The organism is Streptomyces sp. CA-278952 (genome assembly GCF_028747205.1).
Lineage (GTDB): Bacteria > Actinomycetota > Actinomycetes > Streptomycetales > Streptomycetaceae > Streptomyces.
Genome location: NZ_CP112880.1, coordinates 7,487,085 through 7,504,193, shown reverse-complemented (window position 1 = coordinate 7,504,193; position 17,109 = coordinate 7,487,085). Strand labels below are relative to the sequence as shown.

The 17,109-nt window shown below is 72.5% G+C and carries 15 protein-coding genes; 10 read left to right on the top strand and 5 right to left on the bottom strand.

Annotation, left to right across the window (positions count from 1 at the left end; all coding sequences use genetic code 11):
• Positions 1-108: 108 nt before the first annotated feature.
• From N7925_RS32840 to N7925_RS32805, 8 genes are all read left to right on the top strand, one after another.
• Positions 109-1,059, top strand: a complete 951-nt coding sequence (locus N7925_RS32840; protein ID WP_274346023.1) for an ABC transporter permease — start codon at positions 109-111, stop codon at positions 1,057-1,059.
• Between the two features lies 1 nt (position 1,060).
• The gene (locus N7925_RS32835) at positions 1,061-3,034 is read left to right on the top strand and encodes a dipeptide/oligopeptide/nickel ABC transporter permease/ATP-binding protein (protein ID WP_274346022.1); all 1,974 of its coding nucleotides are present in this window, start codon (positions 1,061-1,063) and stop codon (positions 3,032-3,034) included.
• Positions 3,031-4,038: an oligopeptide/dipeptide ABC transporter ATP-binding protein gene (locus tag N7925_RS32830; protein ID WP_265603153.1), complete on the top strand. Its 1,008-nt coding sequence runs from the start codon at positions 3,031-3,033 to the stop codon at positions 4,036-4,038. The genes N7925_RS32835 and N7925_RS32830 overlap by 4 nt, the downstream gene beginning before the upstream one ends.
• Entirely contained in the window at positions 4,035-4,973 is a 939-nt protein-coding gene (locus N7925_RS32825; RefSeq protein ID WP_274346021.1) for a dihydrodipicolinate synthase family protein, read from the top strand. The genes N7925_RS32830 and N7925_RS32825 overlap by 4 nt, the downstream gene beginning before the upstream one ends.
• 357 nt (positions 4,974-5,330) lie before the next feature.
• Positions 5,331-6,179, top strand: coding sequence for an MIP/aquaporin family protein (locus N7925_RS32820; protein WP_265603151.1), 849 nt, complete (start codon positions 5,331-5,333; stop codon positions 6,177-6,179).
• 46 nt (positions 6,180-6,225) lie between these two features.
• Positions 6,226-7,743, top strand: a complete 1,518-nt coding sequence (glpK, locus tag N7925_RS32815; protein WP_274346020.1) for a glycerol kinase GlpK — start codon at positions 6,226-6,228, stop codon at positions 7,741-7,743.
• Between the two features lie 115 nt (positions 7,744-7,858).
• Entirely contained in the window at positions 7,859-8,386 is a 528-nt protein-coding gene (locus tag N7925_RS32810; RefSeq protein WP_274346019.1) for a GNAT family N-acetyltransferase, read from the top strand.
• A 214-nt stretch (positions 8,387-8,600) separates the two neighbouring features.
• On the top strand, positions 8,601-9,659 hold the full coding sequence (locus tag N7925_RS32805) for an NlpC/P60 family protein (protein ID WP_265603148.1): 1,059 nt from the start codon (positions 8,601-8,603) through the stop codon (positions 9,657-9,659).
• 33 nt (positions 9,660-9,692) lie between these two features.
• Here N7925_RS32805 and N7925_RS32800 read toward each other — a convergent pair whose 3' ends face one another.
• The 5 genes from N7925_RS32800 to N7925_RS32780 all read right to left on the bottom strand — a co-directional run bounded on the left by N7925_RS32800 (position 9,693) and on the right by N7925_RS32780 (position 14,169).
• On the bottom strand, positions 9,693-10,592 hold the full coding sequence (locus tag N7925_RS32800; RefSeq protein WP_274346018.1) for a M56 family metallopeptidase: 900 nt from the start codon (positions 10,590-10,592) through the stop codon (positions 9,693-9,695).
• The gene (locus tag N7925_RS32795; RefSeq protein ID WP_265603146.1) at positions 10,589-10,957 is read right to left on the bottom strand and encodes a BlaI/MecI/CopY family transcriptional regulator; all 369 of its coding nucleotides are present in this window, start codon (positions 10,955-10,957) and stop codon (positions 10,589-10,591) included. Before N7925_RS32795 ends, N7925_RS32800 begins: the two co-directional genes overlap by 4 nt.
• Before the next feature lie 285 nt (positions 10,958-11,242).
• Complete coding sequence (locus N7925_RS32790; protein ID WP_274346017.1) at positions 11,243-12,274, bottom strand: FecCD family ABC transporter permease; 1,032 nt, start codon at positions 12,272-12,274, stop codon at positions 11,243-11,245.
• Positions 12,271-13,329, bottom strand: coding sequence for an iron chelate uptake ABC transporter family permease subunit (locus N7925_RS32785; protein WP_265603144.1), 1,059 nt, complete (start codon positions 13,327-13,329; stop codon positions 12,271-12,273). The genes N7925_RS32790 and N7925_RS32785 overlap by 4 nt, the downstream gene beginning before the upstream one ends.
• 93 nt (positions 13,330-13,422) lie before the next feature.
• Positions 13,423-14,169 carry a helix-turn-helix domain-containing protein gene (locus N7925_RS32780; RefSeq protein ID WP_274346016.1) on the bottom strand — a complete coding sequence of 249 codons (747 nt, stop codon included), beginning with the start codon at positions 14,167-14,169 and terminating at the stop codon, positions 13,423-13,425.
• Positions 14,170-14,306: 137 nt separating this feature from the next.
• Here N7925_RS32780 and N7925_RS32775 point away from each other — a divergent pair, with 137 nt between their 5' ends.
• Positions 14,307-15,293: an ABC transporter substrate-binding protein gene (locus N7925_RS32775; protein ID WP_274346015.1), complete on the top strand. Its 987-nt coding sequence runs from the start codon at positions 14,307-14,309 to the stop codon at positions 15,291-15,293.
• Positions 15,293-17,068, top strand: coding sequence for a siderophore-interacting protein (locus N7925_RS32770; RefSeq protein WP_274346014.1), 1,776 nt, complete (start codon positions 15,293-15,295; stop codon positions 17,066-17,068). The genes N7925_RS32775 and N7925_RS32770 overlap by 1 nt, the downstream gene beginning before the upstream one ends.
• The last annotated feature ends 41 nt before the right edge of the window (positions 17,069-17,109 follow it).

Genomic DNA, 17,109 nt, shown 5'->3' with positions numbered 1-17,109 from the left:
ACCTCCTGAGCCCTGCCGTCACCGTGCCGCCTGCCCCGCGGCGGCAGTGTGACGACAGGACCTGGGCGGCCCGGACCCGCCTTCCGCCCGATCGCAAGGAACCCGACGATGGTTGCTTTTCTCCGGCTCGCGCTGCGCCGCGTCGCGATGATGCCGGTGATGATTCTCGGCATCGCACTGCTGGTCTTCGTGGTGCTGCAGTTCTCGCCGGCCGACCCGGCCTACAACGCGCTCGGGGAGAGCGCCAGTCCTGAGGCCAGGGAGGCCTTCGCGGAGGCCAACGGGCTCAACGACCCCTTGCCGATCCGCTACTTCGACTTCCTCGGCCAACTGCTCCACTTCGACCTCGGTATGACCGTCCCGCCGAGCCAGCCCGTGATCGACCGGATCACCGCGGCGTTCCCGCTCACCCTCCAACTGACCTTCCTCGGGCTGTTCCTCGCGGTCACGCTCGCCGTGATCGGCGGTGTCCTGGGCGCGATGTACCGCGACCGGTGGCCCGACCAGCTCTTCCGCCTGCTGTCCATGGCCGGGGTCGCCATCCCCTCGTTCTGGCTCGGCGTCCTGCTCATCCAGCAGTTCGCGCTGAACACCCGGATCTTCCCGACCGGCGGCTACACCAACCCCGCCGACTCCTTCAGCGGCTGGCTCACCACCATGGCCCTGCCCGCCGTGTCGCTCGCCGTTCCGGTCGCGGCGTCGCTCGCCCGGCTCGTACGCACCTCGATGGTCGCCGAACTCGACCGCGACTACGTGCGTACGGCCCAGGGCAACGGCCTGCCGGTCTTCCTGGTGATCCGCTCGGTGCTGCGCAACGCGCTGGTCACCCCGCTCACCGTGCTCGGCGTCAAGGTCGGATATCTGCTCAGCGGCGCCGTCGTCATCGAAGCGATCTTCGACCTGCCCGGCATGGGCAAACTCATCCTCGAAGGTGTCACCGGCGGCGACGTCGCCCTGGTCCAGGGCACCGTGCTGACCATCGCCATCGCCTTCCTGGTGGTCAACGTCATCGTCGACCTGCTCTACCTGCTGGTCAATCCGCGCATCAGGACGGTGTGACATGTTCGCCACGGGCCGTCTGGCCAAGAAGCTCTCCCGACCGGGCATCGCGTTCCGCGCCCTGCCGGTCACCTCCCGCGTCGCCCTCGGCGTCCTGCTCGTCGTCATCCTCGGCGCCGTGTTCGCCCCTCTCCTCACCCAGGACCCGCTGACCACCGGCACCCCTGTCCAGGCCCCCAGCGCCGACCACTGGTTCGGCACCGACCGGGCCGGTCGTGACGTCTTCGCCCGCGTGGTGCACGGATCGCGCTACTCCCTGGTCATCGGCCTCGGCGCGACCGCCGTCGCCCTGGTCGCCGGCGCTGTGCTCGGCTCGCTCGCCGCCACCTCGCGCAAGCTCGGCGACGAGTCCGTCATGCGGACGCTCGACGTGGTGATGTCGTTCCCGCCGATCGCCCTCGCGGCCGTCCTGGTCGCCGTGTTCGGCACCAGCGTCCCGGTGATCATCTTCACCATCGCCTTCGTCTACACCCCCTCGCTCGCCCGCGTCGTCCGGGCCAACGTGCTCGCGCAGTACGGCGAGGACTACGTCGCGGCCGAGAAGGTCATCGGCGCCCGGCGCGGGTACATCGTGCTGCGCCACGTCGCCGTCAACTGCATGGCGCCGGTCATGGTGTTCGCCACCGTCATGGTCGCCGAGGCGATCATCTTCGAGGCCAGCCTCTCCTTCATCGGGGCCGGCGTGCAGGACCCCGACCCCAGCTGGGGCAGCGTCCTCGCCTACGGCCGGCAGATCCTCCTGGCCGGCGGCTGGTGGGCCACCTTCTTCCCGGGCCTGGCCCTCCTGATTACCGTCCTCGCGCTCAACATCCTCTCCGAGGGGCTCACCGACGCCTCCGCCGCGCCCAGGAGCGCCCGCACCTCCCCCGCGCCCGCCGCCACCACGGCGCCCGACCCGGTCGAGGCCGCCGCCACCGTCGACATCGACGCCGCCCTCGCCAAGCTCGCCCGGCACATCAACGCCACCGAGCCCACCATCACCCCGGTCCGCGAGGACGCCGAGGAGCTCCTCGTCGTCCGCGACCTGGCGATCCGCTTCCCCGACCGCTACGGCGACATCCCCGTCGTCGACCGGCTGAACTTCACCGTCCACGAAGGCGAGACCCTCGGCCTGGTCGGCGAGTCCGGCTGCGGCAAGTCCATCACCAGCCTCGCCGTCATGGGCCTCCTCGCCCGCAACGCCGAGGTCAGCGGCGAGATCCTCTACCGGGGCCGGGACCTGCTGAAGCTCCCGCCCAAGGAGCGCCGCGCCCTGATGGGCCCCGAGATCGCGATGGTCTACCAGGACGCGCTCTCCTCCCTCAACCCCTCCGTGCTCGTCGGCACCCAGCTGAAGCAGCTGACCTCGCGCGGCTCCACGAAGACCCCCGCCGAGCTCCTCGACCTCGTCGGCCTCTCCCCCGAACGCACCCTGCGCAGCTACCCGCACGAACTCTCCGGCGGACAGCGCCAGCGGGTCCTCATCGCCATGGCCCTCTCCCGCAGCCCGCGCCTGCTGATCGCGGACGAGCCGACCACCGCCCTCGACGTCACCGTCCAGGCCCAGGTCGTCGAACTCCTCATCCGGCTGCGCGACGAGCTCGGCTTCGCCATGGTGCTGGTCTCCCACGACCTCGCCCTGGTCGGCGACCTCTCCCACCGGGTCGCCGTGATGTACGCGGGCCGGCTCGCCGAGGTCGGCGACACCCGGTCCGTCCTCACCGGGCCCGCCCACCACTACAGCCGCGGCCTCCTCGGCTCGGTCGTCTCCCTGGAGGCCGGCGCGGACCGGCTCCACCAGATCCGGGGCGTCGTGCCCGCGCCCCAGGGCTTCGGCGAGGGGTGCCGCTTCGCCGGACGCTGCGGGGCCGCCACCGACCTCTGCCGCACCACGGCCCCCGCGCTCACCCCGCGCGGCACCACGGACGACCACGGCTTCGCCTGCCACCACCCGGCCAGGACGACCGCCGAGGAACTGGAAAGGAGCGCCCGGTGATCAGGCTCGACGGCGTCCACGTACGCCACAAGGCACGCAGCGGCGGGATCTTCTCCCGCGATGCCGTCCACGCGCTCACCGACGCCACGCTGAAGGTCGAGCGCGGCGAGATCGTGGGCCTGGTCGGGGAGTCCGGCTGCGGAAAGTCCACGCTCGCCCGTGTGCTGACCGGACTCCAGAAGCCCACCGAGGGCGAGGTCCTCTTCCACGGGCGCGACCTGTGGAAGATGTCGGGCGCGGAGCGGCGCGACGACTTCGGCTCGGCCGTCGGCGTCGTCTTCCAGGACCCTTCCACCGCGCTCAATCCCCGCCTCACGGTCCGGCAGATCCTCCGCGATCCGCTGGACGTGCACCGGCGGGGTACGCGGGAGGCGCGCGAGGCCAGGGTCGAGGAGCTGCTCGACCTCGTCGGGCTGCCCGGCCACACCCTCGCCGCCCTGCCCGGGCAGCTCTCCGGGGGCCAGCGCCAGCGCGTCGCCATCGCCCGCGCCCTGGCACTCGAACCGGAGCTGATCGTCGCCGACGAACCGACCTCCGCGCTCGACGTCTCCGTACGCGCCCAGGTGCTCAACCTCCTGGTCGACCTGCGCGAACGCCTCGGCCTGGGCATGGTGTTCATCAGTCACGACATCCAGACCGTGCGCTACCTCGCCGACCGCATCGCCGTCCTCTACCTCGGCCGCATCGTCGAGGAGGGCCGGGCCGCCGACGTGGCGGGCTCCCCCGGGCACCCGTACACCGAGGCGCTGCTCTCCGCCACGCCCAGCCTGCTGGAGGCGACGGAACGCATCGTGCTCACGGGCCCGGTGCCCTCCGCCACCAACCCGCCGTCCGGCTGCCCGTTCCGCACCCGCTGCTGGAAGGCCGACGACGCGTGCGCCGAGGTCTTCCCGGTGGCGACGTTCGGCCCCGCCGAACACCGCTGGCACTGCGTCCATCCCCAGAACTCCGTGTCCCCCTCGGGGACCCGGACCTCCGTACCGCCCGCAAGGAGCACCGCATGACCGCCCCCTCCCCCGTGTACTCCGGAGTGATCCCGCCCGTCGTGACCCCGCTCACCGCCGACGGCGAGCTCGACCGCGCCTCCCTGGAACGGGTCGTCGGCCACCTCATCGACGGCGGCGTCAACGGCCTCTTTGCCCTGGGCAGTTCCGGCGAGACGGCCTACCTGACGCCCGGTCGGCAGGACGAGGTCATCGAGGTGATCACCGCGACGGCCGCCGGCCAGGTACCGGTCCTCGTCGGAGCCATCGAGACCACCACCGACCGGGCCGCCGAGCGGGCCCGCGCCGCGGCCGCCCTGGGGGCGGACGCCGTCGTGGCCACCGCCCCCTTCTACACGCGCACCCATGTCACCGAGATCGACCGTCACTTCAGGGAGCTCGCGGCGGCCGTGGACCTGCCGCTCCTGGCGTACGACGTGCCGGTCTGCGTGCACAGCAAGCTGGACCCGGAACTCCTGCTGCCGCTCGCGGCGGACGGGGTACTCGCCGGGGTGAAGGACTCCAGCGGGGACGACGGTTCGTTCCGGCGCCTGGTCATCGGAGCCCGCGACCTTCCGGGGTTCTCGGTGCTCACGGGCCACGAGCTGGTGGTCGACGCGATGATGCTGAGCGGCGCCGACGGCTGCGTACCCGGGCTGGGCAATGTGGACCCGCACGGCTATGTGCGGCTGTACGAGGCTGCGGTGAAGGGCGACTGGGCCACCGCCAGGGCCGAACAGGACCGGCTCGTCGGCCTGTTCGACATCGTCCGGGCGGCCCGTCCCGGCACGGCTTCGGCGACGGCCGCGGGGCTGGGGGCCTTCAAGACGGCCCTGATGCTGCGCGGCGTCATCGACACCAATGTGATGAGCTCGCCGATGCGCCGCCTGGACGAGGCGGAGACGGCGTCGATCGCGGCCTGCCTGGAGCTGGCGGGGCTCTCCCTGGCCCGGTAGCACCGGGGGCAAGCAGGTGCGGGCCGCAGCGACCCCGTCGGCCCGGGGCGCGTCCGCCCGCACCGCTCCCCGGGGGCGCGCCGACGAGGCGGGGGTCCTGACCGGCCCGCGCTTCAGCCCTTCCCACCCGATCGGGTGAGCGTCACCGCCGTCCGCTCCCGGCGGATTCACCCCGCCGGGAGCGGTCCGCCAACCGCTCGACGCCCTGCGCCCTCGGCCCTGCACATCACGATGAGCCCCGCGAGCCCACCCAGGCGCCCCGAACATCCCGATATGCCCGATCTCGCACACCGCCTTAGCCTGCTGACACTGCTCGGATAGTCGACAGCCGGCGCCGTCGGCGGAGGGCGAGCTCCCATGGCTGAACTACGCAGGAAGTCCGGACTGCTCGGTGAGTTGTCCGCCGAGTTCGCGGGCACGATGATCCTCATCCTCTTCGGGTGCGGAGTGGTCGCCCAGGTGACGGCGGGCGGAGCCCTCACGGATCCGGCCGGCGGGCTCGGGGACCACGACAGCATCGCCTGGGCGTGGGGGCTGGGCGTCACGCTCGGCGTCTATGTGGCGGCGCGACTGAGCGGGGCCCATCTCAATCCCGCGGTGACGCTCTCCCTGGCCGCGTTCAAGGGGTTCCCGTGGAGCAAGGTGGCTCCGTACGCGCTGGCGCAGACGGCCGGTGCGTTCGTCGCCGCGCTCCTCGTCCGGTGGAACTACAGCGAGGCGCTGGCGAAGGCGGACCCCGGGCACACCATCAAGACGCAGGGCGTGTTCTCCACCCTGCCGGCCAACGGCAACCCTGCTCTGCCGGTCCACGAGTGGGGCGCGTTCCGCGACCAGATCATCGGCACCGCCCTCCTCCTGCTGCTGATCATGGCCGTCACGGACCTGCTGAACACCCCGCCCGGCTCGAACATGGGCCCGTTCATCATCGGCCTGATCGTGGTCGCCATCGGCATGGCCTGGGGTACCAACGCGGGTTACGCGATCAACCCGGCCCGTGACTTCGGCCCCCGGCTGGCGAGCTTCCTCACCGGCTACGGGGGCGCGTGGCGGGACCAGTACGGGAATCTCTACTTCTGGGTGCCCATCCTCGGCCCGCTGATCGGCGGCCTGCTCGGCGCGGGCCTCTACAAGGCCTTCATCGGACGCTTCCTGCCGTCCGCCGCACCCGAACCGCCGGGACGCGTCCCGGCGCCTTCCAAGGACTGACGACTTCCAAGGACCGACCACACCGGCCGGAGAGGCGACACACATCATGGCGGACTTCATCGGCGCGGTGGACCAGGGGACCACCAGCACCCGGTTCATGATCTTCGATCACGGCGGCAACGAGGTCGCCAAGCACCAGCTGGAACACGAGCAGATCCTGCCCCGCTCCGGCTGGGTGGAGCACGATCCCGTGGAGATCTGGGAACGCACCAACTCGGTGATGCAGAACGCCCTGCGGCACGGCGGCCTGTCGTCGACCGACCTGGTGGCCATCGGGATCACCAACCAGCGCGAGACCACGGTGGTCTGGGACCCGCGCAACGGGCGGCCCTACTACAACGCCATCGTGTGGCAGGACACCCGTACCGACGCCATCGCGGCGAACCTCGAGCGCTCGGGGCGGGGCGAGGTCATCCGCCGCAAGGCCGGGCTGCCGCCGGCGACGTACTTCTCCGGCGGCAAGATCCAGTGGATCCTGGAGAACGTCGACGGCGTACGGGAAGCGGCCGAGGCCGGTCACGCGATCTTCGGCAACACGGACGCCTGGGTCCTGTGGAACCTGACCGGCGGCCCGAACGGCGGTATCCACGCCACCGACGTGACCAACGCGAGCCGCACCATGCTGATGGACCTGGAGACCCTCGACTGGGACGAAGAACTCCTGGGCTTCTTCGGCATCCCCCGCGCGATGCTCCCGAAGATCAACCCCTCGTCGCACCCGGAGGCCTACGGCTCCACCCGCACCTCCCGGCCGCTGAGCGCCGCCATTCCCATCGGGGGCGTCCTCGGCGACCAGCAGGCGGCCACCGTCGGCCAGGTCTGCTTCGCCCCGGGCGAGGCCAAGAACACCTACGGGACGGGCAACTTCCTGCTGCTCAACACCGGCTCCGAGCTGGTCCGCTCGGAGCACGGGCTGCTCACCACGGTGGCCTACCAGTTCGGCGACAGTCCGGTGGTCTACGCGCTGGAGGGATCCATCGCCGTCACCGGGTCGGCGGTGCAGTGGCTGCGCGACCAGATGAAGATCATCAAGTCGGCGCCCGAGAGCGAGGAGCTGGCCCGGAGCGTCGAGGACAACGGCGGCGTGTACTTCGTGCCCGCGTTCTCCGGCCTGTTCGCTCCGTACTGGCGGTCCGACGCCCGCGGCGCGATCGTCGGCCTGGCCAGGTACAACGACAGCGCCCACCTGGCACGGGCCACGCTGGAAGCCATCTGCTACCAGAGCCGCGACGTGGTCGAGGCCATGGAACAGGACTCCGGGGTCCATCTCGACGTGCTCAAGGTCGACGGCGGGGTCACCGCCAACGACCTCTGCATGCAGATCCAGTCCGACGTCCTCGGCGTTCCGGTCAGCCGTCCCGTCGTCGCCGAGACGACCGCTCTCGGCGCCGCCTACGCGGCGGGGCTCGCCACCGGCTTCTGGCAGGACACCGACGAGCTGCGCACCCAGTGGCACGAGTCGAAGCGCTGGTCGCCCCAGTGGTCCGAGGAGCAGCGCGCGGAGGGGTACGTCGGCTGGAAGAGGGCGGTGGAGCGCACCCTCGACTGGGTGAAGGTCCCCTGACCACCAGCGGTCCCGGACCGCCGGGCTGCGGACCGGGCGCCCTCCCAGCCGCGGACCGGGCGCCCTCCCATAGGTTGGCCGTCCCATCCGACGCACCGCGACGAGGACCGCCCCCATGCGCAGCAGTACGAGGATCCGCCTGATAGAGCCCACCGACGCCGCCGCGATCGCCGCACACCGGGTGCGGGACGCCGAGGCCTTCCGGCCGTGGGAACCGGCCCAGCCGGCCGACTACTTCACCCCGGAGGGCCAGGTGGAGCGGATCGAGGGCCTGCTGGCCGGATACCGGGCCGGCACCGTCTGGCCGGGCGTGGTGCTCGCCGACGACCGGGTGATCGGGCAGGTCACCGTGGGCGGCATCCTGCCGCAGCCGCATCTGCGCCGCGGCTCCGTCGGCTACTGGATCGCCTCCGTCGCCCAGAATCAGGGGCATGCCGGAAACGCCGTCGGGCTCGTGCTCCGGGTGATGACGGACGGACTCGGCCTGCACCGTGCCGAGGCGTCCACCAACCTGGAGAACCTGCCGTCCCAGCGGGTGCTGCGCCGCAACGGGTTCACCCCGTACGGCGTCGCGCACTCGGCGATCCTTCTCGACGGGAGCTGGCGGGACGGACTGCTGTGGGAGCGGATCCTCGGCGACTGACCAGGTCACAGCGTGATCGGGCGGAGAGGGGCGCTCCTGGGACCGCGCTTGGATGTGGGCCACTAAGTTGATTAGTATGCGTGGCTCGGCCTCCGAACAGCCGGTCGCCCGCCCGGGTCACCGGTGGAGGTGTCGCTGAAGCCGCGCTCCCCCAGCGGCACTTGACGGCCCATGGACCGTCGGACAGCGGCCGAGGAAGAAGGAGCCCGCCTCAGTGGCGTCCCACCGTCGTCCCAAGCAGCCCCGTCACGGATACACGTCCGTGCTCACCGCGACCGCGGCGGTGACGGTCGCGCTGTCGGCGCAGTCGGCCTCCGCCGATCCGCTGCCGGACCCGAACAAGAAGGGTGTCCAGGCGCAGATCGACCGGCTGTACGAGCAGGCCACCCAGGCCACCGAGAAGTACAACGGGGCCAAGGAATCGGCCGGGAAGCTGCAGAAGGAGGCCGACAACCTCCACGAGGAGGTCGTCCGCAAGCAGGCGGCGCTCAACGAGCTGCGGCAGCAGCTCGGTTCGGCGGCCACGGCCCAGTACCGCAGCGGTGGTCTCGACCCCTCCCTCCAGCTGCTGCTCTCCGCCGACCCCGACGCCTACCTGGACCAGGCGTCGGGCCTCGACCGGCTCAGCGCCCGGCAGTCGGACACGCTCCAGCGGTTCCTCTCGCAGCAGCGTGCTCTGCAGCAGCAGCGCACTCAGGCCGCGAAGAAGCTCGGCAGCCTCCAGGAGACCCGCAAGGAGCTGGGCAGCAAGAAGAAGGAGATCCAGGGCAAGCTGGCGGAGGCGCAGCGGCTCCTCAACACCCTCACGGCCGAGGAGCGGGCCGAGCGGGCCGCCACGGAGGAGCGGGCCAACCGGGCGAGCGAACGGACCGAACTGGCGAGCCGGCAGGGCGAACTGGGCAACGAGCCCAGCGCGTCCGGTCGTACGGCCGCGGCGTTCGACGCGGCGAAGAGCAGGGTCGGCATGCCGTACGTGTGGGGCGCCACCGGTCCTGGGTCCTTCGACTGCTCCGGCCTGACCTCCTGGGCGTTCCAGCAGGCCGACGTCTCGCTGCCCCGTACGTCGCAGGCCCAGGCAGGTGCCGGCACCCGGATCAATTCGATCGGTGCGCTCAAGCCCGGCGACCTCGTCATCATGCGCACCGACCTGAGCCATGTGGGCTTCTACGCCGGGAACGGGCAGATACTCCACGCGCCGAAGCCCGGCGCTCAGGTGCGGTACGAGTCGATGGCCCGCAGCGGGATGCCGTTCATGTGGGGCGTACGGATCTGAGGCCGTCGGCCGGTCCGCAGCGGCCGACGGAGGTCACCCCAGTCCGGCGTGGCAGGTCAGCAGTACGGGGAGCACGGGCGTGATCAGGGCGCCCGTGCCGACCGCACAGCGCAGGGCGGGGTGCGTGCGGCGCGCCGGGGCCAGCACGCGCCGGAGGCGGACCAGCACCGTCCGGCCGCCCGCCGCCAGGGCTCCGTTCGGCGCCTCTCCCGCAGCCAGGCTGAACATGGCGGCGGCCAGCGCGCCGCGCGGGCAGCGGCGCAGCGCGTGGTCGTCGGCCGCCATCTCCAGCAGCAGGGGCACCTGCTGCTGGAGATGGCGGCCGAGCGGCACACCGGGGAAGACCCGGGCGAAGGCGTGGGCTGCCGCGAGGACGAGGTGGTGGCGGCCGCGGATGTGGGCCCGCTCGTGTTCGACGACGGCGTCGATTTCGCCGCCGGACAGGAGGCCGACGGCCCCGCTGCTGAGGACGATCCTCGGGTGGCGGCCGGGCAGGCAGTAGGCGGCGGGCTCGGCGTGTTCCACCACGGTGGCCCGCGAACAGGCCGATCGGCGGCCGACCTTGTCCAGGATCTCCCGGTGCCGGGCGCGGGCGGCGTACGCCCGCCCGGTGTGGTCGGCGAAACCGGCAAGGTGGGCGACGGCCAGAACGGCGACCGCGGCGAGCCCCAGGCCCGGCAGAAGGCCGCCGCCGGACGGGCCGAGGCCCAGGGCCGAGCGGCAGGAGTAGAGGATTCCGTGCAGGTGTGCGCCCGGGGTGGTGAGGTGCAGGGCGGCCAGGGCGACGCAGACGGAGAAGGACGCGGCCAGCGCGAACCAGACGGCAACCGCCAGCAGCGGTGACCGCTGGGGCCAGCCGCTGCGGAGCAGCGCGCGCGGGGCCAGGACGCCGACAGCGGCGGCGTAACCGAGGAAGAAGGGGGCGGCGTTCACAGCGCGCCGCCGCGGCCCGTCGCACGCAGCGCCTCGCGGAGCGCGGCGACTTCCTCCTCCGTCATCCGCTCCACGAAGTGCACGAGCGCCGCGGAGCGGTCCCGGCTCGTTCCCAGGGCGTCCTCCATCAGGGCGGCGGAGTAGGCCTCGCGGCTGCGGACCGGAGTGTAGAGCCACGCCACCCCCCGCTTCTGCCGGGTCAGCCAGCCCTTGTTGTAGAGGATGGTGGCCACGGTCATCACCGTCGTGTAGGCGGCCGGGCGGCGGAGGTTGATGTCGTCGACAACCTCACGGACCGTCGCCGGCCTGTCCCACTTCCACAGGCAGTCCATGATTTCGGCTTCGAGCTCTCCGAGCCGTCGCATTCCCCGTCCCCTGCTTCCGTGCGCCGTCGCGCCCCCGGGAACCATAGTAGGTCGACGCTCCGCCGTTCTCCGACGGCCGCGACGGACCGCGGCGGCCGACAGGCGGCGCGGGGCATCGACCAACCCCCGAATCTCAGGGAGTACCCCCGTGCTGACCACGGATGCGCACGGCCGGGCCGTCCCCCGGCGTGACCGGCACGCGCGCGAGGACGACGCCGCGCGGATCCGCGGGCGACGGGTTCTTGCCGCCGCCCTTCTCCGCCCTCCGCGCGGGCCGGAGCCCTATCACCCCCGGCGGGACTCCCGCACCAGCAGCACCAGGAGGTACGCCCCGCCGACGCACACGGTGACCGCGCCGGTCGGCAGCACCACGCCCTCGATCGCGTGCTGCGCCGCGATGTCGGCGCCGAGCAGCAGCAGCGCGCCGACGAGTGCCGAACCGGTGAGGTCGACGGAGGTTCCGCGGCCGGTGAGGCGGCGGGCGATCTGGGGCGCCGCCAGTGCCACGAAGGCGATGGGTCCCGCCGCGGCGGTCACCGCGGCGGTCGCGGCCACGCCGAGGACGACGAGCAGCAGCTTCGTACGCTCGACGCGTACGCCCAGCATCGCCGCCGTGTCGTCGCCCAGTTCGAGCCAGCGCATCCGGCGCTGCGCCACCGGGGCCGCCAGGGCGACCACCGCCATCAGAGCGGAGGCCATCAGCACGGCGGGCCAGCCGATGGCACTGAGCGAGCCGGCGCCCCACACCGCGGCCCTCAGCGCGGTGTCCACGTCGGCCTTCACCGAGAACCATGTGTTGACCGAGGTCAGCAGCGCGCCGACCGCGATCCCCACGATGATGAGCCGGAAGCCCCGCACACCGCGCCGGAACGCCAGCAGATACACGGCGAGGGCGGTGACGAGCCCGCCGGCGAGCGCGCCCGCCGCGAGCGCCGAGTAACTGCTCGCACCCGCGAGCAGTGTGACGACGACTCCGGTGTAGGAGCCGGTGGTGAAGCCGATGACGTCGGGGCTGCCGAGCGGGTTGCGGGTCAGGGACTGGAAGACCGCGCCGCCCATCGCGAGGGCGGCCCCGAACAGTACGGCGGCGACGATGCGCGGCGCCCGCCACTCCAGGACGACGGTGCGGACACTGTTCCCGGCGGTGCCGGACATGACCGAGGCCAGGTCGCCGAGGCTCAGCGAGTAGCTGCCGAGGGTGAAGGCCCACAGGGCCAGGGCGAGCAGCGCGGCCGACAGCAGCCCGCACACCGCGACCCCGCGGCGGGTCGCCCGCAGGCTCAGGGACCCCGCCCTGAGGACGAATGCCCCGCTCACAGCTCCCTCACCCGGCTTCCGCGCACCAGCAGGATCAGTACGGGCGCGCCGATGAGCGGCATCATGACGCCGACCTGCAGTTCGGACGGGATCACAATCAGCCGGCCCAGTACGTCGGCGAACAGCACGATCGCCGGGGCGAGGACGGCGGAGTAGACGAGGATCCAGCGCCAGTCGGGACCGGTGAGCCAGCGCACGGCGTGCGGCACCATGAGGCCGACGAACATCAGCGGGCCCGCCGCGGCCGTCGCCGAACCGCACAGCAGCGCCACCGCGATCACCACACCGCACCGGGTCGCGCCGACCCGCAGCCCGACGGCCCGCCCCGCGTCGTCGCCGAGCGCGATCGCGTTGAGCGGGCGCGCGCAGAAGGCGGCGGCCAGCAGTCCGGCCAGGACGAAGGGCGCGATGTCGGCGGCGGTGCCCGTCGGGCGGTCGGTGATGGTGCCCGCTCCCCAGAACCGCATCCGGTCGAAGGTCTCCGTGTCGATCAGGGCGAGGGTCTGGGAGATGCCGAGCAGGACCGCCGTGAAGGCGACCCCGACGAGGGTGAGGCGCAGCGGTGTGGGCCCGCCCCGGCCGCCGCTCGCGGCGAGGTAGACCACCGCCGAGCCGACGATGGCGCCGACGAAGGCGAAGGGCAGGTACTGGTCGATGCGCGTGACGCCGAAGACGGCCACGGCCAGGGTGACGGCGAAACTCGCGCCGGCGTTGACGCCGAGGACACCGGGGTCGGCGAGCGGGTTACGGGTGAGCGCCTGGATGAGCGCCCCCGCCACGCCCAGGGACGCGCCGACGACGATGCCGAGCAGCGTGCGGTCCACGCGGGCGCCGCTGATCGTGGCGTGCGAGGCCGAGCCGTCGGGCGCGGTCAGCGCCTGCCACACCACGTCGAGGGGGAGCAGCGCCGAGCCGATCGCGACGCTGAGCACCACTGCCACGAGGAGCGTGGAGACGGCGGCGCCCAGGCCGAGGAGCCGGCGGGTCCTGCGACGCGACGACCTCGACGGCGTGGCCGGTGGTGGCGCGGTCGTCGGCGCGAGCGCCTGTGCCATCTGTTTCTCCCTGGGCAACCCGCCACCCGGACAGGCCGAAGTGCCGTGCGTGATCGACGTACATGAACTGCTGGAAACGGCCCGGCTCCCGGTTCAGCGACCGCCGAGCGCCTCCACCGCGTCCGTGGTGAGCGCGCTCACGGGCACCCCGGACTCGCGGCTCAGCGCGCGCAGCAGTCCGGCCCGGGTCGCGTAGCCGGCCGCCCTGGCCGCCGCCGTCAGCTCGCCTCCGCCGCGGAGGTGTTCGACGGCGGCGTTCATCCTGGCCCGGTTGCGCCACCGTGTGAAGGGCAGTCCGGTCTCGTCGAGGAAGACGCGCTGCACCTGGCGGGGGCTCATCCGGTGTCGCTCGGCGAGCCGTTCCAGGGTCACGGAGGGAGCGCGCAGGGCCTCGCGGGCGAGTGCGCGCACCGCGGGATGGACGGGCAGCACGACCGGGAAGTACTGCCGGGAGATGCCTCTCAGCACGCGGCCCAACTCCTGACGGAACGGCTCGACCTGCTCCGGCGTGGTCGGCGCCGCACCGAGTGTGGTGGTCATGACCTCGACGATCGCGGGTACTGCCCCGAGTGGCTGAACCCGGCATCGTGGCTGGTCAGCGGGGTCGAGGAGGGGGCCGAGTGCCATGCCGCCCGGTTCGATCCGCAGCGCGTGCGGCACGCGCGGAGCGAGCCAGAGGGCCTCGTGCCGCCCGAGCCGCCACTCCTCGCCGTCGGCGGACAGGCGGGCGCGGCCGGTCACCAGGTAGATGAGGTGCGGCGCGTCGTGCCGATGCGTGTCGTGCCCCAGAAAGCGAATGGCGTTCTCGGCGACCACGGTGCCGAGGGATGTCGTCGGCAAGCGTGCCTCCCGTTGTGCGACGCGTCGTGTCCGTCACTGGCGATGTCGTACGCGGATCGACGCGGCGGAACCAGCGAGGTTAGCCTCACCTTACCAACAGCTCGAACGTTCGAGCCTACCCAGCCACATGAGGTCCCATGTTTGCTCCTGCCCGCCTTCTCGCCGTCGCGGCCGTCGCCGCACTGGCCCTCACCGGCTGCTCGGCCGCCGACCCGTCGGGCGACGGGGACAAGGCCTCCGCCGCGACGACCCGAACCGTCACGACCGACTACGGCAAGGTGAAGGTGCCGGCCGAGCCCAAGAAGGTGGTCGTGCTGAACCACGCCCTGGCCGGGTACCTCTACGACCTCGACGTGCCGGTGCGGGCCACGATCCCCGAGGACGCCGACGGCAAGGGCGAGTTCTCCCCGAACTGGGCGAAGGAGGCGGAGGAGGACGGCACGACGTTCCTGCCGTGGAGCGTCGACGGCTTCGACCTGGAGGCGATCCTGGCCCTGGAGCCCGACCTCATCGTCGGCGGCGGCATCGGCTTCCCGCTGTTCCAGGCGGAGAAGGTGTACGACGACCTCACCGACATCGCTCCCACCGTGCTCGTGGGCAAGAAGCTCGGCGACTGGCGGAGCCAGTTCTCCTTCCTCGCGGGTGACGTGTTCGGCAAGGCCCACGTCTACGACGAGCACCTGGCCGCGTACGACCAGCGGATCGGCGAGGTGAAGAAGGCGATCAAGCCGCCGGCCGGCCCCGTGTCCTTCCTCGCCTTCACCGGCGACGGCACCGCCTATGGCCTGGTGGAGAGCGTGGGCCTGCCCCCCGAGCTGAAGAAGGTCGGCATCGAGCCGGCGCCGGTCTTCGCGGACGGCGGTTTCAAGGTGTACGGGCAGGGCGGCGACATGTTCGAGCTGTCGACCGAGAAGGTGGGCCAGACGATCACCCAGCCGTCCGTGTTCGTGATGGGCTTCAACGCCGACACGACCGACGTCGCCACCCTCGAGAAGAACCCCGTCTACGGCGCGCTGCCCGCCTTCAAGGCGAACCAGGCCTATGACCTGCCGCACTGGGTACTGCGCGGCGACTACGACGAGTCGATGGCCCTGCTCGACCTCATCGAGAAGAAGTTCTCCTGATGGCCGCCCAGCGTGCGTACACGACGCACCCCCTCGTCCTGCGCCGGGTCACCGTCCGCCGCGTCCATGAGGTGACCCCCAGGATGCGCCGAGTGGTCCTCGGCGGCGAGGACCTCGCCGCGTTCACCCGCGACGGGACCGCTCACCCGGCCTTCGCCGCACCCGGGTTCGACGACCACATCAAGCTGATCCTGGCCGCAGACGGGAAGGTCCGGGACGCGCTCCCCGCCCAGTTGCCGCACGGCATCGAGTGGACGCCGGCCGAACACCGGCTGACCCGCGACTACACGCCCCGGCGGGTGGACCACCGGGCGGGAGAGCTCCACCTCGACTTCGTGGTGCACGGCGAAGGCCCCGCGGAGGCCTGGTCCGCCTCCGCGCGGGAGGGCGACGAGCTGTGGTTCGTCGGGCCCAAGTCGTCGCTCCGGCTGCCGGAACGGCTGGACTGGATCCTCCTCGTCGGGGACGAGACCGCGCTGCCCGCGATCGGCCGCTTCCTCGACGAACGTCCCCTCGACGCCCCTGCGCACATCGTGGTCACCGTCTCGGACGACGCGGCACGCCAGGAGCTGGCGCTGCGCGACGGCGACACGATCAGGTGGGTGGTCGCCGAGCCGGGCGACGCGGCGGCGCTGGACGCCGCCGTCCGCGCCCTGCCGGCCCCGGCGGGCGAGGGATTCGCCTGGGCCGCCGCGGAGAGCCGGGCGTTGCTTCCGGTACGCCGGTATCTCCAGCGGGAGCGGAAGCTCCCCAAGGACCGCGTGAACATCACGGGTTACTGGCACCGCGAGGAGGCCGCCGCCGCACCGGAGGCACAGGGCCCGGCCGACGCCGCCGCCGCGCAGGGCCCTGCCGGGATCCCGTCGCCGCTGCCGTGGCTGGTGGCGCGGGCCGCGTTGCAGCTCGGCGTCGTCGACGCGGTGGCCGACGCGCCGGGGCTCTCCGCCGACGCGCTCGCGACCCGCCTGAGCGTGTCCGGGCCGGGGATCGGCGTACTGCTTCCGCTGCTCGCCGCGTACGACGTGGTCGTCGGCGCGGACGGCGGGGCCGGGCTGCGTCTGGGCCCGGCGGGCGAGGAGCTCCTGGACGACCACGAGCGCGAGGAGTACACCGGCCGGGAGGCCGAGCTGCTGCTCGCCCTCGCGCACCTGGCTCCCGCGCTCCGGGACGGCACGTCCCCCTGGCGGCTCGCAGCGGGCGCCACCCTGCACGACACGGTGACCCACGACGCGGACCGCTACGGCGAACTGGTCGAGGAGTGCGAGCAGTTGGTCTTCCTGCTGACCGGTCTGACGGCCGACCCCCTCTGGGAGGACGTCGGGACCTGTCTCCTGACCGGGCCGGGCAGCGCCTCCGTGATCGCCGCTCTGGACGACGCCGGGCGGCGGCCCCGGCTGCGGATCGCGGAGGAGGCCACCCCGGCCGGGGTGCTGCGCGGACACGTCACCGGACCGGACCGCATCGACTGGACGGCCGGCCCCGCCGATGTCGCCGTCGCCGCGAAGGCCCTCGCCCACCGCACCGACGAGGAGGGCGTCCAGCTCCTCACGCGGCTGGCCGGATGGACCGGGACGGCGGTCCTCGTCGAGGCCTCCCGCCCCGACGGCCTGAGCCCGCACGCGGCCGAGGCGGCCCTGCACGCGTACACCGCGACCGGCAGCCCGCTGCGCGACTCCGCCGCGATCGCCGCTCTCGCGCAGCGGTCGGGCTGGATCGTCGACCGGACGATCGCGCTCGGCTGGGGCACGGAGGCCACGGTCCTGCGCCGGGCCTGACGCCCGCCCCCACAGGGGAGGGGCGGGCGGGAGGCCGCCGG

Bases quoted from the DNA above. Each gene is read 5' to 3' on its own strand.
- N7925_RS32835 (WP_274346022.1), top strand. From the start codon at position 1,061: ATGTTCGCCACGGGCCGTCTGGCCAAGAAGCTCTCCCGACCGGGCATC.
- N7925_RS32795 (WP_265603146.1), bottom strand. From the start codon at position 10,957: ATGCGACGGCTCGGAGAGCTCGAAGCCGAAATCATGGACTGCCTGTGG.
- N7925_RS32770 (WP_274346014.1), top strand. From the start codon at position 15,293: ATGGCCGCCCAGCGTGCGTACACGACGCACCCCCTCGTCCTGCGCCGG.
- N7925_RS32825 (WP_274346021.1), top strand. From the start codon at position 4,035: ATGACCGCCCCCTCCCCCGTGTACTCCGGAGTGATCCCGCCCGTCGTG.
- glpK (WP_274346020.1), top strand. From the start codon at position 6,226: ATGGCGGACTTCATCGGCGCGGTGGACCAGGGGACCACCAGCACCCGG.
- N7925_RS32775 (WP_274346015.1), top strand. From the start codon at position 14,307: ATGTTTGCTCCTGCCCGCCTTCTCGCCGTCGCGGCCGTCGCCGCACTG.
- N7925_RS32810 (WP_274346019.1), top strand. From the start codon at position 7,859: ATGCGCAGCAGTACGAGGATCCGCCTGATAGAGCCCACCGACGCCGCC.
- N7925_RS32785 (WP_265603144.1), bottom strand. From the start codon at position 13,329: ATGGCACAGGCGCTCGCGCCGACGACCGCGCCACCACCGGCCACGCCG.
- N7925_RS32820 (WP_265603151.1), top strand. From the start codon at position 5,331: ATGGCTGAACTACGCAGGAAGTCCGGACTGCTCGGTGAGTTGTCCGCC.
- N7925_RS32840 (WP_274346023.1), top strand. From the start codon at position 109: ATGGTTGCTTTTCTCCGGCTCGCGCTGCGCCGCGTCGCGATGATGCCG.